The sequence below is a fragment of the Actinomyces sp. HMSC075C01 genome (assembly GCF_001812965.1).
Classification (GTDB): domain Bacteria; phylum Actinomycetota; class Actinomycetes; order Actinomycetales; family Actinomycetaceae; genus Actinomyces; species Actinomyces acetigenes.
In genome coordinates this window covers 740-17,784 of sequence record NZ_KV810992.1, presented here as the reverse complement: position 1 = coordinate 17,784, position 17,045 = coordinate 740, and the positions used below count along the sequence as shown (strand labels likewise).

The following is a 17,045-nucleotide window of genomic DNA, read 5'->3' as shown; positions in this document are numbered from 1 at the left end:
GCGCTGAGCGCTCAGTCCTCGTCGGGGTCGACGATCGTCGTCGTGTAGGAAGCGCCGTGCTCGATGGTGTGGCCCACCGTGCAGTGGCGGTCGACGGCGCCGGCGACCCGCTGGCTGAGCAGCTCGCGCTGCTCGGCGTCGAGCGAGGACAGGTCGGTGACAATCTCGACCTGAAAGGACTCGTAGCGCTCCTCGGCGTCGTTCTTGACGGTCGAGCAGCCCACGGTGGCCTCGAAGTCCTCGCCCAGGGCCTTGGCCAGACGGTGGTCGGCGGACAGGGTGTTGCAGGTGGCCAGGGCGATCTTCATCAGCTCACCGGGAGAGAACTCGCCCGGGCCCATACCGATGCGGACCTCGGCGCCCGAGGAGTTGCGACCGATGTACTGGCGGGTGCCCGCGCGCTCGGCCCACACGGCGTTAGGGGCGGAGGCGGCTGTGCTGGAAGTGCTCATGGCCTGATCGTGCCATGAAACCGGACGAGACTCGGCGGTGGAACCGGCGTACAGCCCCGTGCTGCGCCACTGGCGGACAGCGGCGCAGCACGGGAATAACAGCCCTGGGCGACGTATCGCACAGTCAGTGATCGAGGTGAGTGATCGAGGTGAGTGATCGAGGCGCGGATCAGTGCTCGGCGAGCCAGGCGGTGGCCCGGCTCTCCTCATCGGCGACGACGCGCCCCACCATGCCCATGGCCTTCTCCTCGATGGTCTTGCCGACCAGCGGCACAGTGACCTTGAGGTCGACGTCGACGGTGACGGTGGTGGCCTCACCGGCGGCGTCCGCGGCGGGGGCCATGGTGGAGGTGGCACTGACCCTGACCGGGGCGTTCTTGACCGTCACGTCATAGCCGCCGGAGCGAGAGCCGTCATCCTTCGGCTCGCCCCAGGACTCAGCCACGGAGAAGGACACCGCCGAGCGCACGAACCGTGAGGCGACCGAGGGCAGCTGGGAGGGCTGGATGCTCCCGGCGATGGTGGCCACGAAACCCTGACCGCGCTGGGCGACGTCCACCGAGGTGTTGTCGAGCCCGGCTCGCGAGACCCGCGCCTGTTGGTAGGCGGGATCGGCGAGCATCTGCGCAGTGCGTGCCGGAGTTGCAGGATAGGTGATGGTGATGATCTTCCTCATGGTGCGATCCTGTCATGTTTCGCCGGGCTGGGGCATGCTTCGACCGCGGAGGGGACCAGGAGCCGTGGCGCGGCCCGCTGGGTTGAGCACGGGACCACTCAGGTCCCGAACATGTGTCCTGCTTGGCAATTAGTCGGCTCAACGAGCCGGTTCCGCTCACTGCCGATAACCTTGAGAGGTGCCTAATCTTCTGCCCAGCGCCCTGAGAGACGCAGTCGACCTCGCCGAGGCCGACCTCGACTGGATCCACCAGCTGGTGGCCGACTGGCAGCTGATTGCGGACCTATCCACCTCTGACCTGGTCCTGTGGGTGCGTACCCGCGCGGGGCGTTTCATCGCCGCGGGCCACACCCGTCCCTCTGGTGGGACCACCGTCCACCTCGAGGACGTGATCGGGCGGCGCATGCCGGCCTCGCGCGAGGCCATGGCCATGGAGTCATTGTCCACCGCCCAGATCCAGGACGCCGCCGAGCCCTACTGGACCGGTACCGCCGCGGTCCAGGAGGAGTACATCCCGGTCGCTCACGCCGGCACGCCGATCGCCGTCGTGACTCGGGAGACCTCGGTGGGCGTCATCCGGGGCGGGCGCATCGTTGAGCGGGAGATGGAGGAGATCGCCGAGGTCCTGTGCCAGATGACCGCCTCGGGCGACTTCCCCATTCAGGACGCCGGCACCACGATCCGACACGGCACGCCGCGCGTGGCCGACGGCGTCCTGCGCCTGGACGAGGAGGGGCGGATCGTCTATGTCAGCCCCAACGGGCGCTCCTGCTTCCACCGCCTGGGGATCGAGGGCGAGCTGGAGGGGATCCTGCTGGCTGAGGCCGTCACCTCGATCATCCCCGCCCGTACCCCCGTCGATGAGACGCTGGCCGTGGTCCTCATGGGCAGGCAGGCCTGGCTCACCGAGGTCGAGGTCGGGGGAGTGTTCCTCTCCCTGCGCTCCATCCCGCTGACGCTCAAGGGGCGCCGCTCCGGCGCGGCGCTCCTGGTTCGTGACGTCACCGAGGTGCGTCGACGTGAGCAGGTCCTGCTCAACAAGGACGCCACCATTCGGGAGGTCCATCACCGGGTCAAGAACAACCTGCAGACCGTCTCGGCGCTGCTGCGCATGCAGGCCCGCCGCGCCTCGAACGAGGAGACCCGCCAGGCCCTGTCCGAGGCCGAGCGCCGGGTGACCACCATCGCCACCGTCCACGACGCCCTGAGCCACAACGTCAACGAGCACGTGGACTTCGATGAGGTCTTCTCCTCCATCCTGCGCATGGCCGCGGTCGTGGCCACGCCCACGGGTGAGGTCAGCACCAAGCTGGAGGGCTCCTTCGGAGTGGTCGATGCCGACACAGCGCAGGCGCTGGCCACGGTGCTGGCCGAGCTTGTGACCAACGCCGTCGAGCACGGCCTCGATGGCCGTGACGGCCGCGTGACAGTCACGGCCCACCGTGACGAGGGCCGGCTCGAGGTCCACGTGATGGACAACGGTGCGGGGCTGGCACCGGACACCCTCATGACCGGCCTGGGAACACGGATCGTCACCACGCTCGTGCGCGGGGAGCTGCGCGGGGTCATTGACTGGAAGCCTCTGAACGGAGGGGGCACTGACGTCGTCATTCACGCCCGCCTTAACCAGAGGGCTGCCAGGGCTGAGGCCTGACCTTTTGATGGCCGGCTGTTGACAACACCTGGATCAACAAAACGGTGTTCGCACGATTAACCGTGCGAACACCGCAGTGTCAAGAACTCGATCAGTTTTCAGGATGACCGGCGGGCCCGGGCCGCCCTGCGCTTGAGGGAACGGCGCTCGTCCTCGCTCATGCCTCCCCAGACGCCGGCATCCTGACCGTTCTCCAGCGCCCACTTCAGGCAGGTGTCCACCACCTCGCAACGGCCGCACACCTCTTTCGCCTTGGCGATCTGGGCGATGGCGGGACCGGTGTTTCCCACAGGGAAGAAGAGCTCCGGGTCAACGGTGAGACATGCGGCTTGGCTGCGCCAGTCCATAAGGGCCCCCTACAAGGTCATCGGTCATGCGGTTGGCGCCGGCCCAGCTTGTCAGGGAACGGCGGCCGCGTCCGAGAACAACTTTCACATGACGGGGGGCGGTGGGCAAGACCTCGATCATGAGACCTGTGCCGATACCCTGTCGTGATCCTCACAGGATGCTGAGGTGTTGAGATCACACCACTTTCCTTCATTGAGAATGCCTGTTAAACAGGGTATTCAATAGGGTGATCGTCGTCTTCAGGGCGGGGTAGCACGATCTGAATGGGCAGGCACGTTCCACGGTAGACGAGTGCTCCACGACCGGGCAGCGTCATCGCTCTGGGGTCGGTGACCGTCCGCAAGGAGATGCCGGCAGCCTGATCGGCAGGGCGCATACCGGGCCACAGCACGACGAGCGCCTCGCGCTCACGCATGGTGGAGATCGCGCCGCGGAAGGTCGTGGCGACCTTCTCCGTCGAGGCGGAGGCCAGGACCACCTCGGAGCGCGCTAGCGCAGCCTCCACCTGAGTAGCGGCGGTGACGTTCGCCAAGTCCAGGTCGTCGACGACGAGGGCGTCGGAGGCAAGCGCCTGAGCCAGTGCCCGCAGCGCCGTGGAGCGCCCCGAGCCGGGCGGCCCGGCGACCAGGACGCTGGTGCCGGCCGGAAGCCTGACCGGTGCGGCCGCGTCCCCTCCCACAGCCCAGGTGCCCTCCGGGACGTCCTCCCAGGTGAGCCGGGTCGGCAGCGGTTCGAGCCGCAGCGCGTGGCCACCGCCGCGCTCGGATCCGGAAACCGGGCAGTCCTCACGGAGCACGATCTGGCAGGCGGTCGTCGTCGCCCCGTCCAGGATGACGCCGCGCCCCGGGGCGCCGCCGGTGACCACCCCGCGTGGAAGACCGGCGAGAGCGGCCTGCGTGCCGGTGGCCGCACCGAGAACCAGCCTGAGCCCCATGGAACCGGTCCACCGGGCGGTGGAGGCGGCCAAGGGGGCGGTCAGCAGCAGGGGAGTGCCCGTCGCGGACGCAGTACGGATGACGGCCTCCAACAGGGCGTTGCCCTGGCCGGGGCCCAGCACCTCATCAATGGTCGGGATGAGAGCGTCGACGTTGTCGAGGCACAGCAGGTCTGCGCCGAGGTGCCCGCTGGCGGCGAGTCCCCATAGCCGGGCCAGGCGTCGCGGGTCCTCCGTACCGACCACCGTGCCCACCCCGGGGTGAGTGAAGAGCCTGCGCATGGGGGAGGTCTCGTCCGTGGCCTGGCCGTATGTGCCGGCGGCCGGGGGAGCGAAGCCGCACAGGTGCACCCCTCTGCCCGAGCCCAGTGCCGCCATCGCAGCCGAGGCGATGATGGTGGAACGCCCCGACCTCGGGGCCCCGAGGACCAGCAGTGGGCGCGTGACCCGCCAGTGCCACACCCCCAGGCTCTGCTGGCGAGGAAGATCGGTCACGGCCAGGAGAAGACGGTCGTCGTCGTGCCCGGACAGTGGTGCGTGGCCGGCCGGGTCCGCGGGGACCAGCGCCCCCTGCGTCCCCTCCTCAAGCTCCCCCGGTGCTCGGGGGCCTCGGAGCCGTCCCAGCTCGAGTGCCTCGGCCGCGCTGATCGAGGTGGGCAGGGCCGGCGCCCAAGGGCGCCACGGAGCGGCGTGCCCCTCGGCCGCGCGTGAGATAAGGTCGACGACCTCCTGAACCTCACGCGTCGAGCCGCACCAGGGGGCCTGAAGCACCTGACTGCCAGGACTGGGACAACCACTGGTCCCGTTGCTGGGGCCTGCCGGATCGAGGCCGCCGTCCTCGATGCTGCCGGCTCCACTGACCAGGACCCTGCCGGGATGATGACCGAGCCGGGCGGCCCCGTCGTGCCCCAGGACGTCCCTGGAGTCAGCGGCGTCGAGCACCCGCAGGCACACCCGCAAGGAGGTGTTGGCCCGAATCGCCGGGGACACAGCCCCCTGAGGACGCTGCGTAGCCAGAATGAGGTGGATCCCCAGGCTGCGCCCCTGGGCGGCGATACGCACCAGGGACTCCAGGACCTCGGCGTGCTCGCCGGCCAAGGTGGCGAACTCGTCCACCGCCACCACCAGATCGGGGACGACGACCTGCGGCGGCAGGCAGGAGAGGTCCTTGGCGCCGTGGGCGGCCAGGATCCGCTCGCGGCGGCGCACCTCGGCCTCCAAGGAGGACAGGGCGCGCTGGGTGCCAGCGGGATCCAGATCCGTCAGAACCCCCGCCGTGTGCGGCAGGCCGGCCAGAGGTCCGAAGGCGGCACCGCCCTTGTAATCGACGAGGACCAGGGTGAGGCGATCCGGCGCTCGGCTCAGCGCCAGCTGCACCAGCCACGAGATGAGCAGCTCGGACTTCCCTGAACCCGTTGTCCCGGCCAGCAGAGCGTGCGGGCCGTCCGCCACCAGGTCGGCACGCACCGGTCCTCGTGCTCCCACTCCGAGCACCGCCGACAGCGCCGGTGCGCCCCGATCCGAGGAGTGCGTCCGCTCCTCCCACCGCGCCCGCAGCTCGTGGGCGTCGAGGTCGTCCATGACAGCACTGAGGGGGACCAGATCGGGGACGCCATCGCCCTGGGACGACGCCCGGGGTGGTGACGTGATCCGGGAGCGGCTCAGGTGACAAACCGTCTCCCACCAGGTCGGTGAGAACGACGGCGCCCCGGCCGGAGCGGGCCGCGTGCGCAGCGCCTGGGGTGGGACCCCATCGTGCGAGCAGGTCACTATCTGCGCGCTGCGAGGATGCGCCTGCGGGCCCCAGGAGAGACGGACCCCCAGCCGGTCGCCTGCCTCCTCCCGGTCCTCACGCCCCACACCGCCCCGATCACCGGGGCGTTCATCCGACGGGGCACCCGGTGGGTCATCCAGCACGGTCACCCGGACCTCATCGCGGGCCAGAAGCTGGGCGCACCACCATCTGAGCGCACTGCCGGCTCCCTTGCCCACCAGGGCCAGGCTCTCGCCGTCGCAGAGCGACAGGACGCAGCGTCGTCGGCGTCCGGCACTCCAGGCGGCCAGGACCTCCTGGGCGCCGGAGACGGGCGTCGAGTCCTCGGCCGGGGAGTCCCGGACGGGTTGAGACATGCTGGAGCGCGCCGCGACGGCCAGCAGCATCGTGGCAGGGTCCGGCTCGCCGTGCCTCCAACCCGGCCGGCGTCCCCGGCGGCGCCGGCGAGCGCGCCATCGGGCTCCACCCGCACGCCCGGTGCGCCCGGCGCGCTGGGCTCTCCGTTGTTGCAGGAAGGGCACCAGGCGCATGATCGTCATCGCGACCATCGGCGCCACCATGACCATGCCCATCGCGCCCCGGCTCCCCGTCCTGAGCGCGATCACCGCCGAGCCGGCCATGACCAGGACGCAGACCAGTGAGCCCACCATCAACCATGCCGTTGACGAGGCCGACGTCGCAGGGGCCGCCACCACCAGGTCACAGGGGCGCCTGCGCAGCTCGAGCACGCTGTCTCCCAGCCGCAGGAGCGCCCCCTCCTTCAACCTCATCTCCCGGCGCGCACGCAGCCACATCCCCACGTGCCAGTAGCGGTAGGAGCCGTTGGCCGATCCGCAGTCCTGCGCCAGGACCCGGCCGCCGTGAAGCCGCAGACGCAGATGACGGCGGGAGACCAACGGGTCGCTGAGGACCTCGCCGCGTCCCAGGAGAGCGCCGTCCCTGACGGCCATCACCAGGCCGCGGTCAGGACCGTCCAGGACGGCAAGGTGCCACGGGCCGGCCAAGGCGGCCAGAGCCGCGTCCGCGGCCGCCTCACCCGCCGAGCGCCGGAACAACGAGGGCGAGACCTCTCCCGGCAGCAGCGAGTGGAGGTCCAGGACATCGGCGGTCGCGCTCATACCTCCAGAATCGCTGCTGGAGACCGTCACGTCGCCGTCGGGCAACCCCGGGTGTGGACAACCTCGCCGTTCGGGGATGCTCATGGTCACTGTGGACACGGGCGCAACCCGGTGTGAACCCGGTTGGGGGAAGATGGCCCCATGACTGACACCGATGCGTCCCGCGGCTCCGCTCCCGCCCCGGCCCCCTCCTCGGCACGTTCCGATCAGCGCGGCCCCGTGGATCTGAGCGCCATCCCCACCGCCGCCCGGGAACGCTGGAGCGAGCTGGTGCGTGACATCGAGGCCGCCCGCGACACCTACTACAACGCGATCGATGCCGAGAGCCCCCTGTCCGACGCCGACTACGACACCCTCTACCGGGAGCTGGAGGAACTGGAGGCGGCCCACCCCCTCCTGGCCCGAGCCGGATCACCGACCCGCTCCGTGGGCGGGCGCGCCGTCACCGACTTCGCCCCCGCCCCGCACCACGAGCGCATGTACTCCCTTCAGGACGTCTTCTCCCTCGACGAGGTCCAGGAGTGGGCCGAGCGCATGGTCACCGAGACCGGGGTCGGTGACGACGACCTCGCCATGACCGCCGAGGTCAAGATCGACGGCCTGGCCGTGGCCCTGACCTATGAGGACGGCATCCTCACCCGGGCCGCGACCCGCGGCGACGGCACCACTGGTGAAGACGTCACCGGCAACGTGCGCACCATCGCCTCGGTCCCCCTGGTCCTGGCCGGCGACGCCCACCCCTCCCTGCTCGAGGTGCGCGGCGAGGTCTACTTCCCCACCCAGGACTTCGAGGCCTTCAACGAGGAGCGCCGCACCCGCAACCTGCAGCGGCAGGCCGACGGCGCCCCCCTCCTGCAGGTCTTCGCCAACCCGCGCAACGCGGCAGCCGGCTCGCTGCGCCAGAAGAACCCCGCCGTCACCGCCTCCCGGCCCCTGGCGATGATCGCCCACGGGGTCGGCGCGATCACCCCCGCACCGGGGGAGGAGCTCCCCACCCGCCAGCACGAGTGGTACGAGCTGCTGGCCGGCTGGGGGCTGCCGGTGTCCCCCTACAACGCCGTGGTGAGGGGCCGCGCCGAGCGCGAGTCCTACATCGAGCGCTACGCCGCCCACCGCCACGACCTCATCCACGAGATCGACGGCATCGTCTTCAAGCTCGACGACCACTCCCTTCAGCGCCGCTTGGGCCACACCTCCCGGGTGCCCCGCTGGGCCACCGCCTACAAGTACCCGCCCGAGGAGGTCCGCACCCGGTTGCTGGACATCGCCGTCCAGGTCGGACGCACTGGCCGCGTCACGCCCTTCGGCATGATGGAGCCGGTCCTGGTCGCCGGCTCGACGGTGGCTCGCGCCACCCTCCACAACGCCACTGAGGTGGCCCGCAAGGGCGTGCGCATCGGGGACATGGTCATCGTGCGCAAGGCCGGCGACGTCATCCCCGAGATCCTGGGGCCGGTCGCCGACCTACGTGACGGCAGCGAGCGGGACTTCGTCATGCCGACGCACTGCCCGTCCTGCGGCACCGAGCTGGCACCGGCCAAGGACGGCGACGTCGACCTGCGCTGCCCCAACACCCGTTCCTGCCCCGCCCAGCTCACCGAACGGATCGCCCACATCGGCTCCCGGGGCGCCCTGGACGTCGAAGGGCTGGGAGATGAGGCCGCCGGCGCCCTCACCCAACCCGACGCTGGACGCCGCGAGGCCCTGACCGCGCTCGCGGCGGGGCGGAGCCTGGAGACCGAAGGTGGACGGCTCAGCCTTCCGCCCGGCGAGCTCGACTCCCTCCACGTCTCCCAGCGGGTGGAGGCCGTCGAGGAGCTCCTGAGGCAGGCGGGGATCACCGAGCAGACACCGGTGCTCACCGGCGAGGCCACCCTGTTCGACCTGACTGAGGACGACCTGCGCGAGGTCTTCGTCTGGCGCCCCGTCTCCCGTCGTGGGGTCCCCACCGGGGACTGGCGCCTGAGCCGCTTCTTCTGGACCAAGCAGACCTACGACGCCGACGGGCGGGTCAAGAAGGCGACGGTGCCGGGGAAGAACGCCACCGCCATGCTCTCCCAGCTCCGGCAGGCCCGCAGCCGCCCGCTGTGGCGCATCCTGGTGGCCCTGTCCGTGCGCCACGTTGGGCCGACTGCCGCCCGGGCCCTGGCGGCGCGATTCAGGTCCCTGGAGGCCCTGTGCCAGGCCGACGTCACCGAGCTGGCCGAGGTCGACGGCGTCGGACCCACCATCGCCGAGTCCTGGGCACGGTGGCGTGAGGTCGACTGGCACCGCGAGATCCTCAGCCGCTGGGAGTCCGCCGGGGTCCGTACCCGGGAGGAGGCCTCGGAGGAGCAGGAGGAGCCGGCGCGCACCCTGGAGGGCCTGACCGTCGTCGTCACCGGCTCCCTGGAGGGATTCACCCGAGACAGTGCCAAGGAGGCCATCGTCTCGCGCGGCGGCAAGGCCTCGGGGAGTGTCTCGAAGAAGACGAGCTTCGTCGTCGTGGGGGACAAGGCGGGTTCCAAGGAGACCAAGGCCCGAGAGCTGGGACTGACGATCCTCGACGAGGAGGGTTTCGTGGCGCTCCTGGATGGAGGACCCCAGGCGGTCTCCTGAGGGCTCACGACTGGGGCGGGGCACCTCCTTCGTCGGAAGAAGGTGCCCCGCCCCAGCTGCGACTTGGCTGATACTGGCCCTGATACCTGATACCTGATACCGGCTCAGTAGTGGCTCTGGACCACCGTGTTCGTGTCGGCCCAGTTGTAGATCCACTGCGCCTCGGAGACCGGCATATTGACGCAGCCGTGGGAACCGGAGTACCCGAAGCTGGAGCGCCACCCCGCACCATGGAAGGCGTAGCCGCTGTAGAAGTAGCTCACCCACGGGACGTCCTCGGCGACGTAGGGGGAGCCGTCGGCGTTCTCCCCCCGCATGGTCTGGGACTCGTACTGCAGGTAGACCTTGTAGGTGCCGGTCACCGTCGGGGTATCGGTGGCGCCGTCGACGATGGAGACCGGGCCGTGCACGACGGTCGCCCCCTCGTAGGCGGTCACCGTCTTGTTCGACAGGTTGAGGTCGACCCACTTCTCACCCGGGGCGGCCTGATAGGGCAGCTTCTCCGCGCCATTGGCGATGGTGCGCTCCTTCCACTCCGCCTTGACCGTTGTGGCCTCGAAGGAGCCGGAGTAGGCCTTGTTGCTGCCCAGGGACTGTGTGATCGCGGTGGACACCGCATCGGCGTTGTTAACGGTCTTGCCGTCCTTGGCCTCTGTCGGGGTGGAGACCACCTGACCACTGGCATTGACGTTGCGCTCGCCGGTGACGGGCTTGGAGCTGGCCTCCTCGGCCTGTGTCTTGACCCACTGGGAGACCTTCGCGGAGTCCACAGCGATGGTCGGGGCGGAGTCGGCCGAGTTGGTGACCTTGATCCACGAGGCCTTGTCCGTGTCCTCCGCCGTGTAGGAGTCCTCGCCCATGGTGATGGTGACGTCCTGGGAGACCCAGCTGTTGGCCTTGTCGGCAACCTTCTGGGCGTCGGAGTCGGAGACCTTCGGGTCGGCATTCGTGATCTTCAGCGAGATCGACGACGAGTCCAGGGACGTGGCGGCCTTCTGCGCTGCCTGAGCCAGGGCGTCGGCGTCCAGGGAGGAGCCCGTGGACGAGCTCGTGATGGTGAAGGAGGAGCCGTCATCGCCCAGGACCACGGTGGCGTTGTGCGCCTTGGCGCGGTCCTCGGGGATCAGGGAGGTGGCGTAGCTGCTCACCTTGGTCTTGTCAGTGGTGGAGACCACCGGGACCTCGCCCTTGCCCGGGGAGACCAGGGCGCGGAGCTTCTCGCCGAGTGTGTCGCCTCGAGCCATGACGGCGTCGGCGGTGGCCTGGGCGTCCACAGTGGTTCCCAGGTCCGCCAGGGAGGCGCTGGCGGTGACGTCCCCGGAGATGTCGACCTTGGTGCTCTTGGCGCGCTCCTCAATGGCGGCCACCACCTCCTGCCGGCTCTTGCCGGAGACGTCGGTGCCGGCCACGGTCGTGCCCGGCACGGCCCGGCCGTCGTAGTGCGCGGCGTAGGCGTAGCCTCCGGCACCGACGACGCCCAGCAGGATGAGCGCGGCGGCCGCGACCCCCAGGGGCCAACGGCGACGACGCCGCGGCTCGTCCGGGGACGACGGGGACGACTCAGCATCGGGGGACGTGAGCGCAGGGGAGAGCGCAGGGGAAACGGCCGTGCCCGGGTCGGCTGCGACGGGATGGTCGGCGCCGGCGGTGTCCTCGGTTCCCGAGGCGTCCTCGGTGCTCGGCTGATCACTCGGCTCGCTGCCGGAGCCCGGCTCTGAGGGCTCTGAGGTCACTGCCGGGACGACCGCCTCAATCTCCTCGGTGCTGCTCTGCTCCGCGCTCATACCGCTTGCGGCGGTGTTGGCGGAATGCGCGTGCGGTGCCGCGACTTTTGCAGCCGCCTGGAAGACGGACTGACGACGCACGCCTTCGGGCTGCCCGTAGGGCGTGCTGAGCACAGGGGTCTCGCTCTGTGAGGCTTCTCCCTGGTGCTGTGCACCAGTGGGGGAAGTGTTGCCGCTCATGCATCCTCATCCCTCGGCCACGGGCCCCGTGTGGGGAGGAACGTGGCCGAATCCAGTGGTCCATCCGACCTCCGGTGGTCCAAGGGCCTGGGTGGAGGTCTGATCCAAGGGCTAATCCTGGTCCGACCTGCGTCGACGCGGCAGTGCCGTCGCCGGCGGGGCGGTCCTCACCCTGGTGATCACCATGACATCCGTGAAACCACACGATGTCAATCATCTTCAGGGATGAGGCTCTGTGAGATCGCACGAATTCGGTGCCGGGTCAGTTTCGCCGGATTCCGAAGGCGCGGCGCCCACACCGCCTTCAGGGAAGAATGGTGTCGATGAGGGCCGGACCGCCCTGGCGCTCCTGCTTCGACGTGATGTCGACGTGATGCGGCCGCAGACCGGCTCAGCCCGGCTAGACTCCACACCATGTCTGCTATTTCCACTGATGAGGTCGCACGGGTTGCGGCGCTGGCTCGGGTCGCCCTGAGCGATGAGGAGGTGACGCGCCTGGCCGGAGAGCTGGACGCGGTCGCCTCCTCCTTCGCCCGGGTCACGAGCGTGGTCACGCCCGACCTGCCGGCGACCTCCCACCCCGTGCCCCTGACCAACGTGCTGCGTGAGGACGTTGCCGGCCCCACGCTCGACGTCGACGAGCTCCTGGCCGGTGCGCCGGCCTGCGAGGACTCCATGTTCCTCGTTCCTCAGATCCTGGGGGAGGACTCCGCCTCATGAGCGCTCACAGCACCAACGCCCTGGCCGGCCTCATCAGGAGCAGTGCCGCCGAGCAGGCCGCGGCCCTGGCGGCGGGGGAGGTCTCCTCTCACGAGCTCACCCAGGCCCATCTTGACCGCATCGCCGCTGTCGACGGCGCCGTGGGGGCCTTCCTCAACGTCGATGCCGAGTGCGCCCTGAGCCAGGCCGACGCAGCTGACGCCGCCCGCAAGGAGGGCCAGACGACCAGCGAGCTGACCGGTGTGCCGGTGGCCGTCAAGGACCTCATCGCCACCCGTGGCCAGGTCACGACCGCCGCCTCACGGATGCTCGAGGGGTGGGTACCGCCCTATGACGCCACCCTTGTGCGTAACCTGCGCGCCGCCCGCACCCCGATCCTGGGCAAGACCAATCTCGACGAGTTCGCCATGGGCGGCTCCACCGAGCACTCGGCCTTCGGCCGCACCGCCAACCCCTGGGACCTGGGCCGCATCCCCGGAGGATCCTCGGGTGGCTCGGCCGCCGCCGTCGGCGCCTACGAGGCTCCCGTGGCCGTGGGCACCGACACCGGAGGCTCGATCCGCCAGCCTGCGGCCGTCACCGGCACGGTCGGCGTCAAGCCGACCTACGGCACGGTCTCGCGCTTCGGCGTCATCGCTATGGCCTCCTCCCTCGACACGCCCGGCCCCATGGCCCGCACGGTGCTGGACACCGCTCTGCTGCACGACGTCATCGCCTCCCACGACCCGCTGGACTCGACGTCCTTGCCGGACGCGCCGCGCGGCATGGCCGCCGTGGTCCGGGCCGCGCAGGAGGGACGGGACCTGACGGGACTGCGGGTCGGCGTCATCTCCGAGCTCGACGGCGGAGAGGGCTACCACGACGGCGTCGTGGTCTCCTTCCACGCCGCCCTGGAGCTGCTCGAGGCGGCCGGAGCGCAGGTGGAGACCGTCTCCCTGCCGCACCTGGAGTACGCCCTGGACGCCTACTACCTCATCATGCCCGCCGAGGCCTCCTCCAACCTGGCCCGCTACGACGGGATGCGCTACGGCCTGCGCGTCGAGCCGACGTCGGGACCCGTCACCGCCGAGACCGTCATGGCGGCCACCCGAGGGGCGGGCTTCGGCGACGAGGTCAAGCGCCGCATCATCCTGGGCACCCACGTGCTGTCGGCCGGCTACTACGACGCCTACTACGGCTCGGCCCAGAAGGTGCGCACTCTCGTGCAGCGCGACTTCGCCGCCGCCTGGGACAAGGCGGACATCCTTGTCTCGCCCACCGCTCCGGTGACGGCCTACCGCTTCGGTGAGAAGGACGACCCGCTGGCGATGTACAAGCTGGACGTGACCACGATCCCGGCCAACCTCGCAGGGGTGCCCGGTATGAGCCTGCCCTCGGGCCTGAGCGATGACGGGCTTCCGGTGGGCTTCCAGATACTGGCGCCGCAGAGGGCCGATGACCGCCTGTACCGCGTGGGCGCTGTCTTGGAGGCCGCGCTGGAGGAGACATGGGGGGCGCCGCTGCTGTCGCGTGCGCCCGAGCTGGAGGAGACACGATGAGTGACACGCTGATGGACTTCGACGAGGCCGTTCGTCGCTACGACCCGGTCCTGGGACTTGAGGTGCACGTCGAGCTGGGGACCGCCACCAAGATGTTCGACGCCGCCCCCAACGTCTTCGGCGCTCAGCCCAACACGATGGTGACCCCCACGTCGGTGGGGCTTCCCGGTGCGCTGCCGGTGGTCAATGCCCGCGGTGTGGAGTACGCCATCCGCATCGGCCTGGCCCTGGGCTGCGAGATCGCGCAGTCCTGCCGCTTCGCCCGGAAGAACTACTTCTACCCGGACCTGGCCAAGGACTTCCAGACCTCCCAGTCCGATGAGCCCATCGCCTACGACGGCGCCCTGGAGATCGAGATGGAGGACGGCTCCTTCTTCACCATCCCGATCGAGCGGGCCCACATGGAGGAGGACGCCGGCAAGAACACCCACATCGGAGGCGCCGACGGCCGCATCGAGGGCGCCAGCCACTCCCTGGTGGACTACAACCGCGCCGGTGTGCCGCTGGTGGAGATCGTCACCCGCCCCATCGAGGGCGCCGGCGCCAGGGCGCCTCAGGTCGCCGCCGCCTACGTGCGCACCCTGCGCGACATCTTCCGAGCCCTGGGGGTCTCCGAGGCGCGCATGGAGCGCGGCAACGTGCGCGCCGACGTCAACGTCTCCCTACGCGAGTCGCCCGATGCGCCGCTGGGCACCCGCACCGAGACCAAGAACGTCAACACCTTCCGTGGGATCGAGCAGGTCGTCCGTTACGAGATCCAACGTCAGGCCGCCATCCTGGCCGCCGGGGGAGAGGTGCTTCAGGAGACCCGTCACGGCCAGGCCGACGGCACCACTCGCGCCGGTCGCGTCAAGTCCGACGCCGACGACTACCGCTACTTCCCCGAGCCGGACCTCGTGCCGGTGGCGCCCAGCCGCGAATGGGTCGAGGAGATCCGTGCGGGGCTGCCCGAGATGCCTGCGGCCAAGCGCCGTCGCCTCAAGGCCGAGTGGGCTCTGAGCGACACCGAGATGCGCGACGTCGTCAACGCTGGGGCGCTCGATCTCATCGAGGCCACCGCGGCAGCAGGAATCACCGGTCAGGCTGCCCGCAAGTGGTGGATGGGCGAGCTCTCCCGCAGGGCCAAGGAGCAGGAGACCGCCCTGGAGGACATGGCCGTCACGCCCGAGCAGATCGCCGAGCTGCAAGGGCTGGTGGACTGCGGGCGCCTGACCGACAAGCTCGCTCGCCAGGTTCTCGAGGGGGTCCTGGCCGGAGAGGGTGATCCTGAGGCCGTGGCCGCCGCTCGCGGGCTCGAGGTCGTCTCCGACGACTCCGCGCTGCTGGCCGCCGTGGACGAGGCCCTGGCCGCCAACCCGGACGTGGCCGACAAGATCCGCGGCGGTAAGGTCCAGGCGGCCGGCGCCATCGTCGGAGCCGTCATGAAGGCGACCCGCGGCCAGGCCGACGCCAAGCGGGTGCGTGAGCTCGTCATGGAGCGCGTGCAGGGCTGAGGCGAGTCTTCTCGCCACTGGTCTGCTGAATCCCCCCGCGCGTTGTCCTCCCGTATCGAGGGCGGCTCGGAACGGTCCGGCCCGTCACCGCTGCACCCAGCCAGCGGTGACGGGCCGGACTGTTTGTTGCCGGCAGCTGCCCGGAGCCTCCTCGGCGGCTCGCGTCAGTGATGGTGGGCTTGCGCACAGGGTGAGATTGCTTGCGAAAGCCGCTGCGAATCTCAGTATCTGATCACAACGGGACCGTTATCCGAGTGGCTGGCGGCCGGTGGGGGTTAGGCTCAGAGCACTTGTCTCAAGTCCCGCCTGCCCCACGAGGAGTGCCCATGGTTCAGCCCAGTCCCAGTTACACCGTCGCCCTGTATCTCGAGGTGCCCGCCTCCCAGAAGGCGGTGGCCCGCCTGGTCGACACCGCCACTGCGACTGGCGCCATCGTCACTGGTGTCGATGTGGCCGACGCCGATGGTGACAAGCTCACCGTCAACCTGACCGCCGACACCCGCGACTCCAAGCACCGCAACGAGCTGGTCGCCAAGCTGGAGGAGATCGACGGCGTCGTCGTCCGCAATGTCGGTGACTCGACCTTCCTGACTCACGTCGGGGGCAAGATCGAGGTGACCGGCAAGTACCCGATCCACAACCGTCGTGACCTGGCCCGCGTCTACACCCCCGGTGTGGCCCGCGTCTGCAAGGCCATCTACGACCACCCCGAGCGCGCTCGGATGCTCACCATCAAGAAGAACACCGTCGCCGTCGTCACCGATGGGACCGCGGTCCTGGGCCTGGGGGACATCGGACCGTCGGCCGCCATGCCTGTCATGGAGGGCAAGGCCGTCCTGTTCAAGCAGTTCGGCAACGTGGACGCCTGGCCGGTGGCTCTGGACACGAAGGATCCCGAGGAGATCATCTCCATCGTCAAGGCCATTGCCCCGGCTTACGGGGGCATCAACCTGGAGGACATCGCGGCCCCCAAGTGCTTCGACATCGAGGCCCGTTTGCGCGAGGAGCTCGATATCCCCGTCTTCCACGACGACCAGCACGGCACCGCCATCGTGACCCTGGCGGCCCTCATCAACGCTCTGAAGATCGTGGGTAAGAAGATCGAGGACGTGCGCATTGTCCTGTCTGGTGTCGGCGCGGCTGGCAGCGCCATTGCCAAGCTGCTCATGGCGCACGGAGCCACGGACATCGTCGGTTACGGACGCAGCGGGGCTCTGTCCTCGGCGAACACTGAGGGAATGAACGAGCACCGCAAGTGGCTGGCGGAGAACACCAACCCGCGTCAGGTGACCGGTTCCCTCAAGGAGGGCCTCAGGGGGGCTGACGTCTTCATCGGTGTCTCCTCGGGCAACCTGCTCGAGCCCGAGGACCTGGAGGTCATGAACGACGGCGCCATCGTCTTCGCCATGGCCAACCCGATCCCGGAGGTCGACCCGATCCGTGCCGCCGACTACGCCGCCGTGGTGGCGACCGGACGCTCGGACTTCCCCAACCAGATCAACAATGTGCTGGCCTTCCCTGGCCTCTTCCGCGGCCTGCTGGACACCGGCATCACCGACATCTCCACCGAGCTGCTTCGGGCCGCCTCCACCGGTATCGCCTCGGTGATCGCCGACGACGAGATCAGCCCCGTGTACATCATCCCCGGTGCCTTCGACACTCGGGTCGCCGACGCCGTGGCCAAGGCGGTCCGCAAGTTCGCTGAGGCGGAGTGAGGGCTGTTACGTTCCATATGACGCGGCAAGGGGCGTGAGACACCCGCAGGTGTCTCACGCC

The 17,045-nt window shown here is 69.7% G+C and carries 11 protein-coding genes; 6 read left to right on the top strand and 5 right to left on the bottom strand.

The window, feature by feature from the left end; genetic code table 11:
* Positions 1 to 11 precede the first annotated feature (11 nt).
* Together HMPREF2883_RS06630 and HMPREF2883_RS06625 are read right to left on the bottom strand one after the other, a co-directional pair.
* Positions 12 to 452, bottom strand: coding sequence for an OsmC family protein (locus HMPREF2883_RS06630; protein WP_070659995.1), 441 nt, complete (start codon positions 450 to 452; stop codon positions 12 to 14).
* A 169-nt stretch (positions 453 to 621) separates the two neighbouring features.
* Positions 622 to 1,128: a DUF2505 domain-containing protein gene (locus HMPREF2883_RS06625; RefSeq protein ID WP_070659992.1), complete on the bottom strand. Its 507-nt coding sequence runs from the start codon at positions 1,126 to 1,128 to the stop codon at positions 622 to 624.
* A gap of 178 nt (positions 1,129 to 1,306) precedes the next feature.
* Between HMPREF2883_RS06625 and HMPREF2883_RS06620 the strand changes: the two genes are divergently transcribed.
* Entirely contained in the window at positions 1,307 to 2,782 is a 1,476-nt protein-coding gene (locus HMPREF2883_RS06620; protein WP_070659989.1) for a sensor histidine kinase, read from the top strand.
* Between the two features lie 98 nt (positions 2,783 to 2,880).
* Here the strand turns inward: HMPREF2883_RS06620 and HMPREF2883_RS06615 are convergent, their stop codons facing one another.
* Both HMPREF2883_RS06615 and HMPREF2883_RS06610 read right to left on the bottom strand, forming a co-directional pair.
* Entirely contained in the window at positions 2,881 to 3,129 is a 249-nt protein-coding gene (locus HMPREF2883_RS06615) for a WhiB family transcriptional regulator (protein ID WP_003779481.1), read from the bottom strand.
* A 206-nt stretch (positions 3,130 to 3,335) separates the two neighbouring features.
* The gene (locus tag HMPREF2883_RS06610; protein ID WP_070659986.1) at positions 3,336 to 6,956 is read right to left on the bottom strand and encodes an FtsK/SpoIIIE domain-containing protein; all 3,621 of its coding nucleotides are present in this window, start codon (positions 6,954 to 6,956) and stop codon (positions 3,336 to 3,338) included.
* Between the two features lie 141 nt (positions 6,957 to 7,097).
* Between HMPREF2883_RS06610 and ligA the strand changes: the two genes are divergently transcribed.
* On the top strand, positions 7,098 to 9,554 hold the full coding sequence (gene ligA / locus HMPREF2883_RS06605) for an NAD-dependent DNA ligase LigA (protein WP_070659982.1): 2,457 nt from the start codon (positions 7,098 to 7,100) through the stop codon (positions 9,552 to 9,554).
* 104 nt (positions 9,555 to 9,658) lie between these two features.
* Here the strand turns inward: ligA and HMPREF2883_RS06600 are convergent, their stop codons facing one another.
* Positions 9,659 to 11,518: a L,D-transpeptidase gene (locus HMPREF2883_RS06600; protein WP_075371203.1), complete on the bottom strand. Its 1,860-nt coding sequence runs from the start codon at positions 11,516 to 11,518 to the stop codon at positions 9,659 to 9,661.
* Between the two features lie 414 nt (positions 11,519 to 11,932).
* On the opposite strand from HMPREF2883_RS06600, the gene gatC reads away from it, so the two are divergent.
* The 4 genes from gatC to HMPREF2883_RS06580 all read left to right on the top strand — a co-directional run bounded on the left by gatC (position 11,933) and on the right by HMPREF2883_RS06580 (position 16,984).
* The gene (gene gatC, locus HMPREF2883_RS06595; RefSeq protein WP_070659979.1) at positions 11,933 to 12,238 is read left to right on the top strand and encodes an Asp-tRNA(Asn)/Glu-tRNA(Gln) amidotransferase subunit GatC; all 306 of its coding nucleotides are present in this window, start codon (positions 11,933 to 11,935) and stop codon (positions 12,236 to 12,238) included.
* Positions 12,235 to 13,776, top strand: coding sequence for an Asp-tRNA(Asn)/Glu-tRNA(Gln) amidotransferase subunit GatA (gene gatA, locus HMPREF2883_RS06590; RefSeq protein WP_070659977.1), 1,542 nt, complete (start codon positions 12,235 to 12,237; stop codon positions 13,774 to 13,776). The genes gatC and gatA overlap by 4 nt, the downstream gene beginning before the upstream one ends.
* The gene (gene gatB / locus HMPREF2883_RS06585) at positions 13,773 to 15,269 is read left to right on the top strand and encodes an Asp-tRNA(Asn)/Glu-tRNA(Gln) amidotransferase subunit GatB (RefSeq protein WP_070659974.1); all 1,497 of its coding nucleotides are present in this window, start codon (positions 13,773 to 13,775) and stop codon (positions 15,267 to 15,269) included. Before gatA ends, gatB begins: the two co-directional genes overlap by 4 nt.
* Before the next feature lie 326 nt (positions 15,270 to 15,595).
* On the top strand, positions 15,596 to 16,984 hold the full coding sequence (locus tag HMPREF2883_RS06580; protein ID WP_070659971.1) for an NAD(P)-dependent malic enzyme: 1,389 nt from the start codon (positions 15,596 to 15,598) through the stop codon (positions 16,982 to 16,984).
* The last annotated feature ends 61 nt before the right edge of the window (positions 16,985 to 17,045 follow it).

Bases quoted from the DNA above. Each gene is read 5' to 3' on its own strand.
- HMPREF2883_RS06610 (WP_070659986.1), bottom strand. From the start codon at position 6,956: ATGAGCGCGACCGCCGATGTCCTGGACCTCCACTCGCTGCTGCCGGGA.
- HMPREF2883_RS06580 (WP_070659971.1), top strand. From the start codon at position 15,596: ATGGTTCAGCCCAGTCCCAGTTACACCGTCGCCCTGTATCTCGAGGTG.
- HMPREF2883_RS06600 (WP_075371203.1), bottom strand. From the start codon at position 11,518: ATGAGCGGCAACACTTCCCCCACTGGTGCACAGCACCAGGGAGAAGCC.
- ligA (WP_070659982.1), top strand. From the start codon at position 7,098: ATGACTGACACCGATGCGTCCCGCGGCTCCGCTCCCGCCCCGGCCCCC.
- HMPREF2883_RS06630 (WP_070659995.1), bottom strand. From the start codon at position 452: ATGAGCACTTCCAGCACAGCCGCCTCCGCCCCTAACGCCGTGTGGGCC.
- HMPREF2883_RS06625 (WP_070659992.1), bottom strand. From the start codon at position 1,128: ATGAGGAAGATCATCACCATCACCTATCCTGCAACTCCGGCACGCACT.
- gatC (WP_070659979.1), top strand. From the start codon at position 11,933: ATGTCTGCTATTTCCACTGATGAGGTCGCACGGGTTGCGGCGCTGGCT.
- gatA (WP_070659977.1), top strand. From the start codon at position 12,235: ATGAGCGCTCACAGCACCAACGCCCTGGCCGGCCTCATCAGGAGCAGT.
- gatB (WP_070659974.1), top strand. From the start codon at position 13,773: ATGAGTGACACGCTGATGGACTTCGACGAGGCCGTTCGTCGCTACGAC.
- HMPREF2883_RS06615 (WP_003779481.1), bottom strand. From the start codon at position 3,129: ATGGACTGGCGCAGCCAAGCCGCATGTCTCACCGTTGACCCGGAGCTC.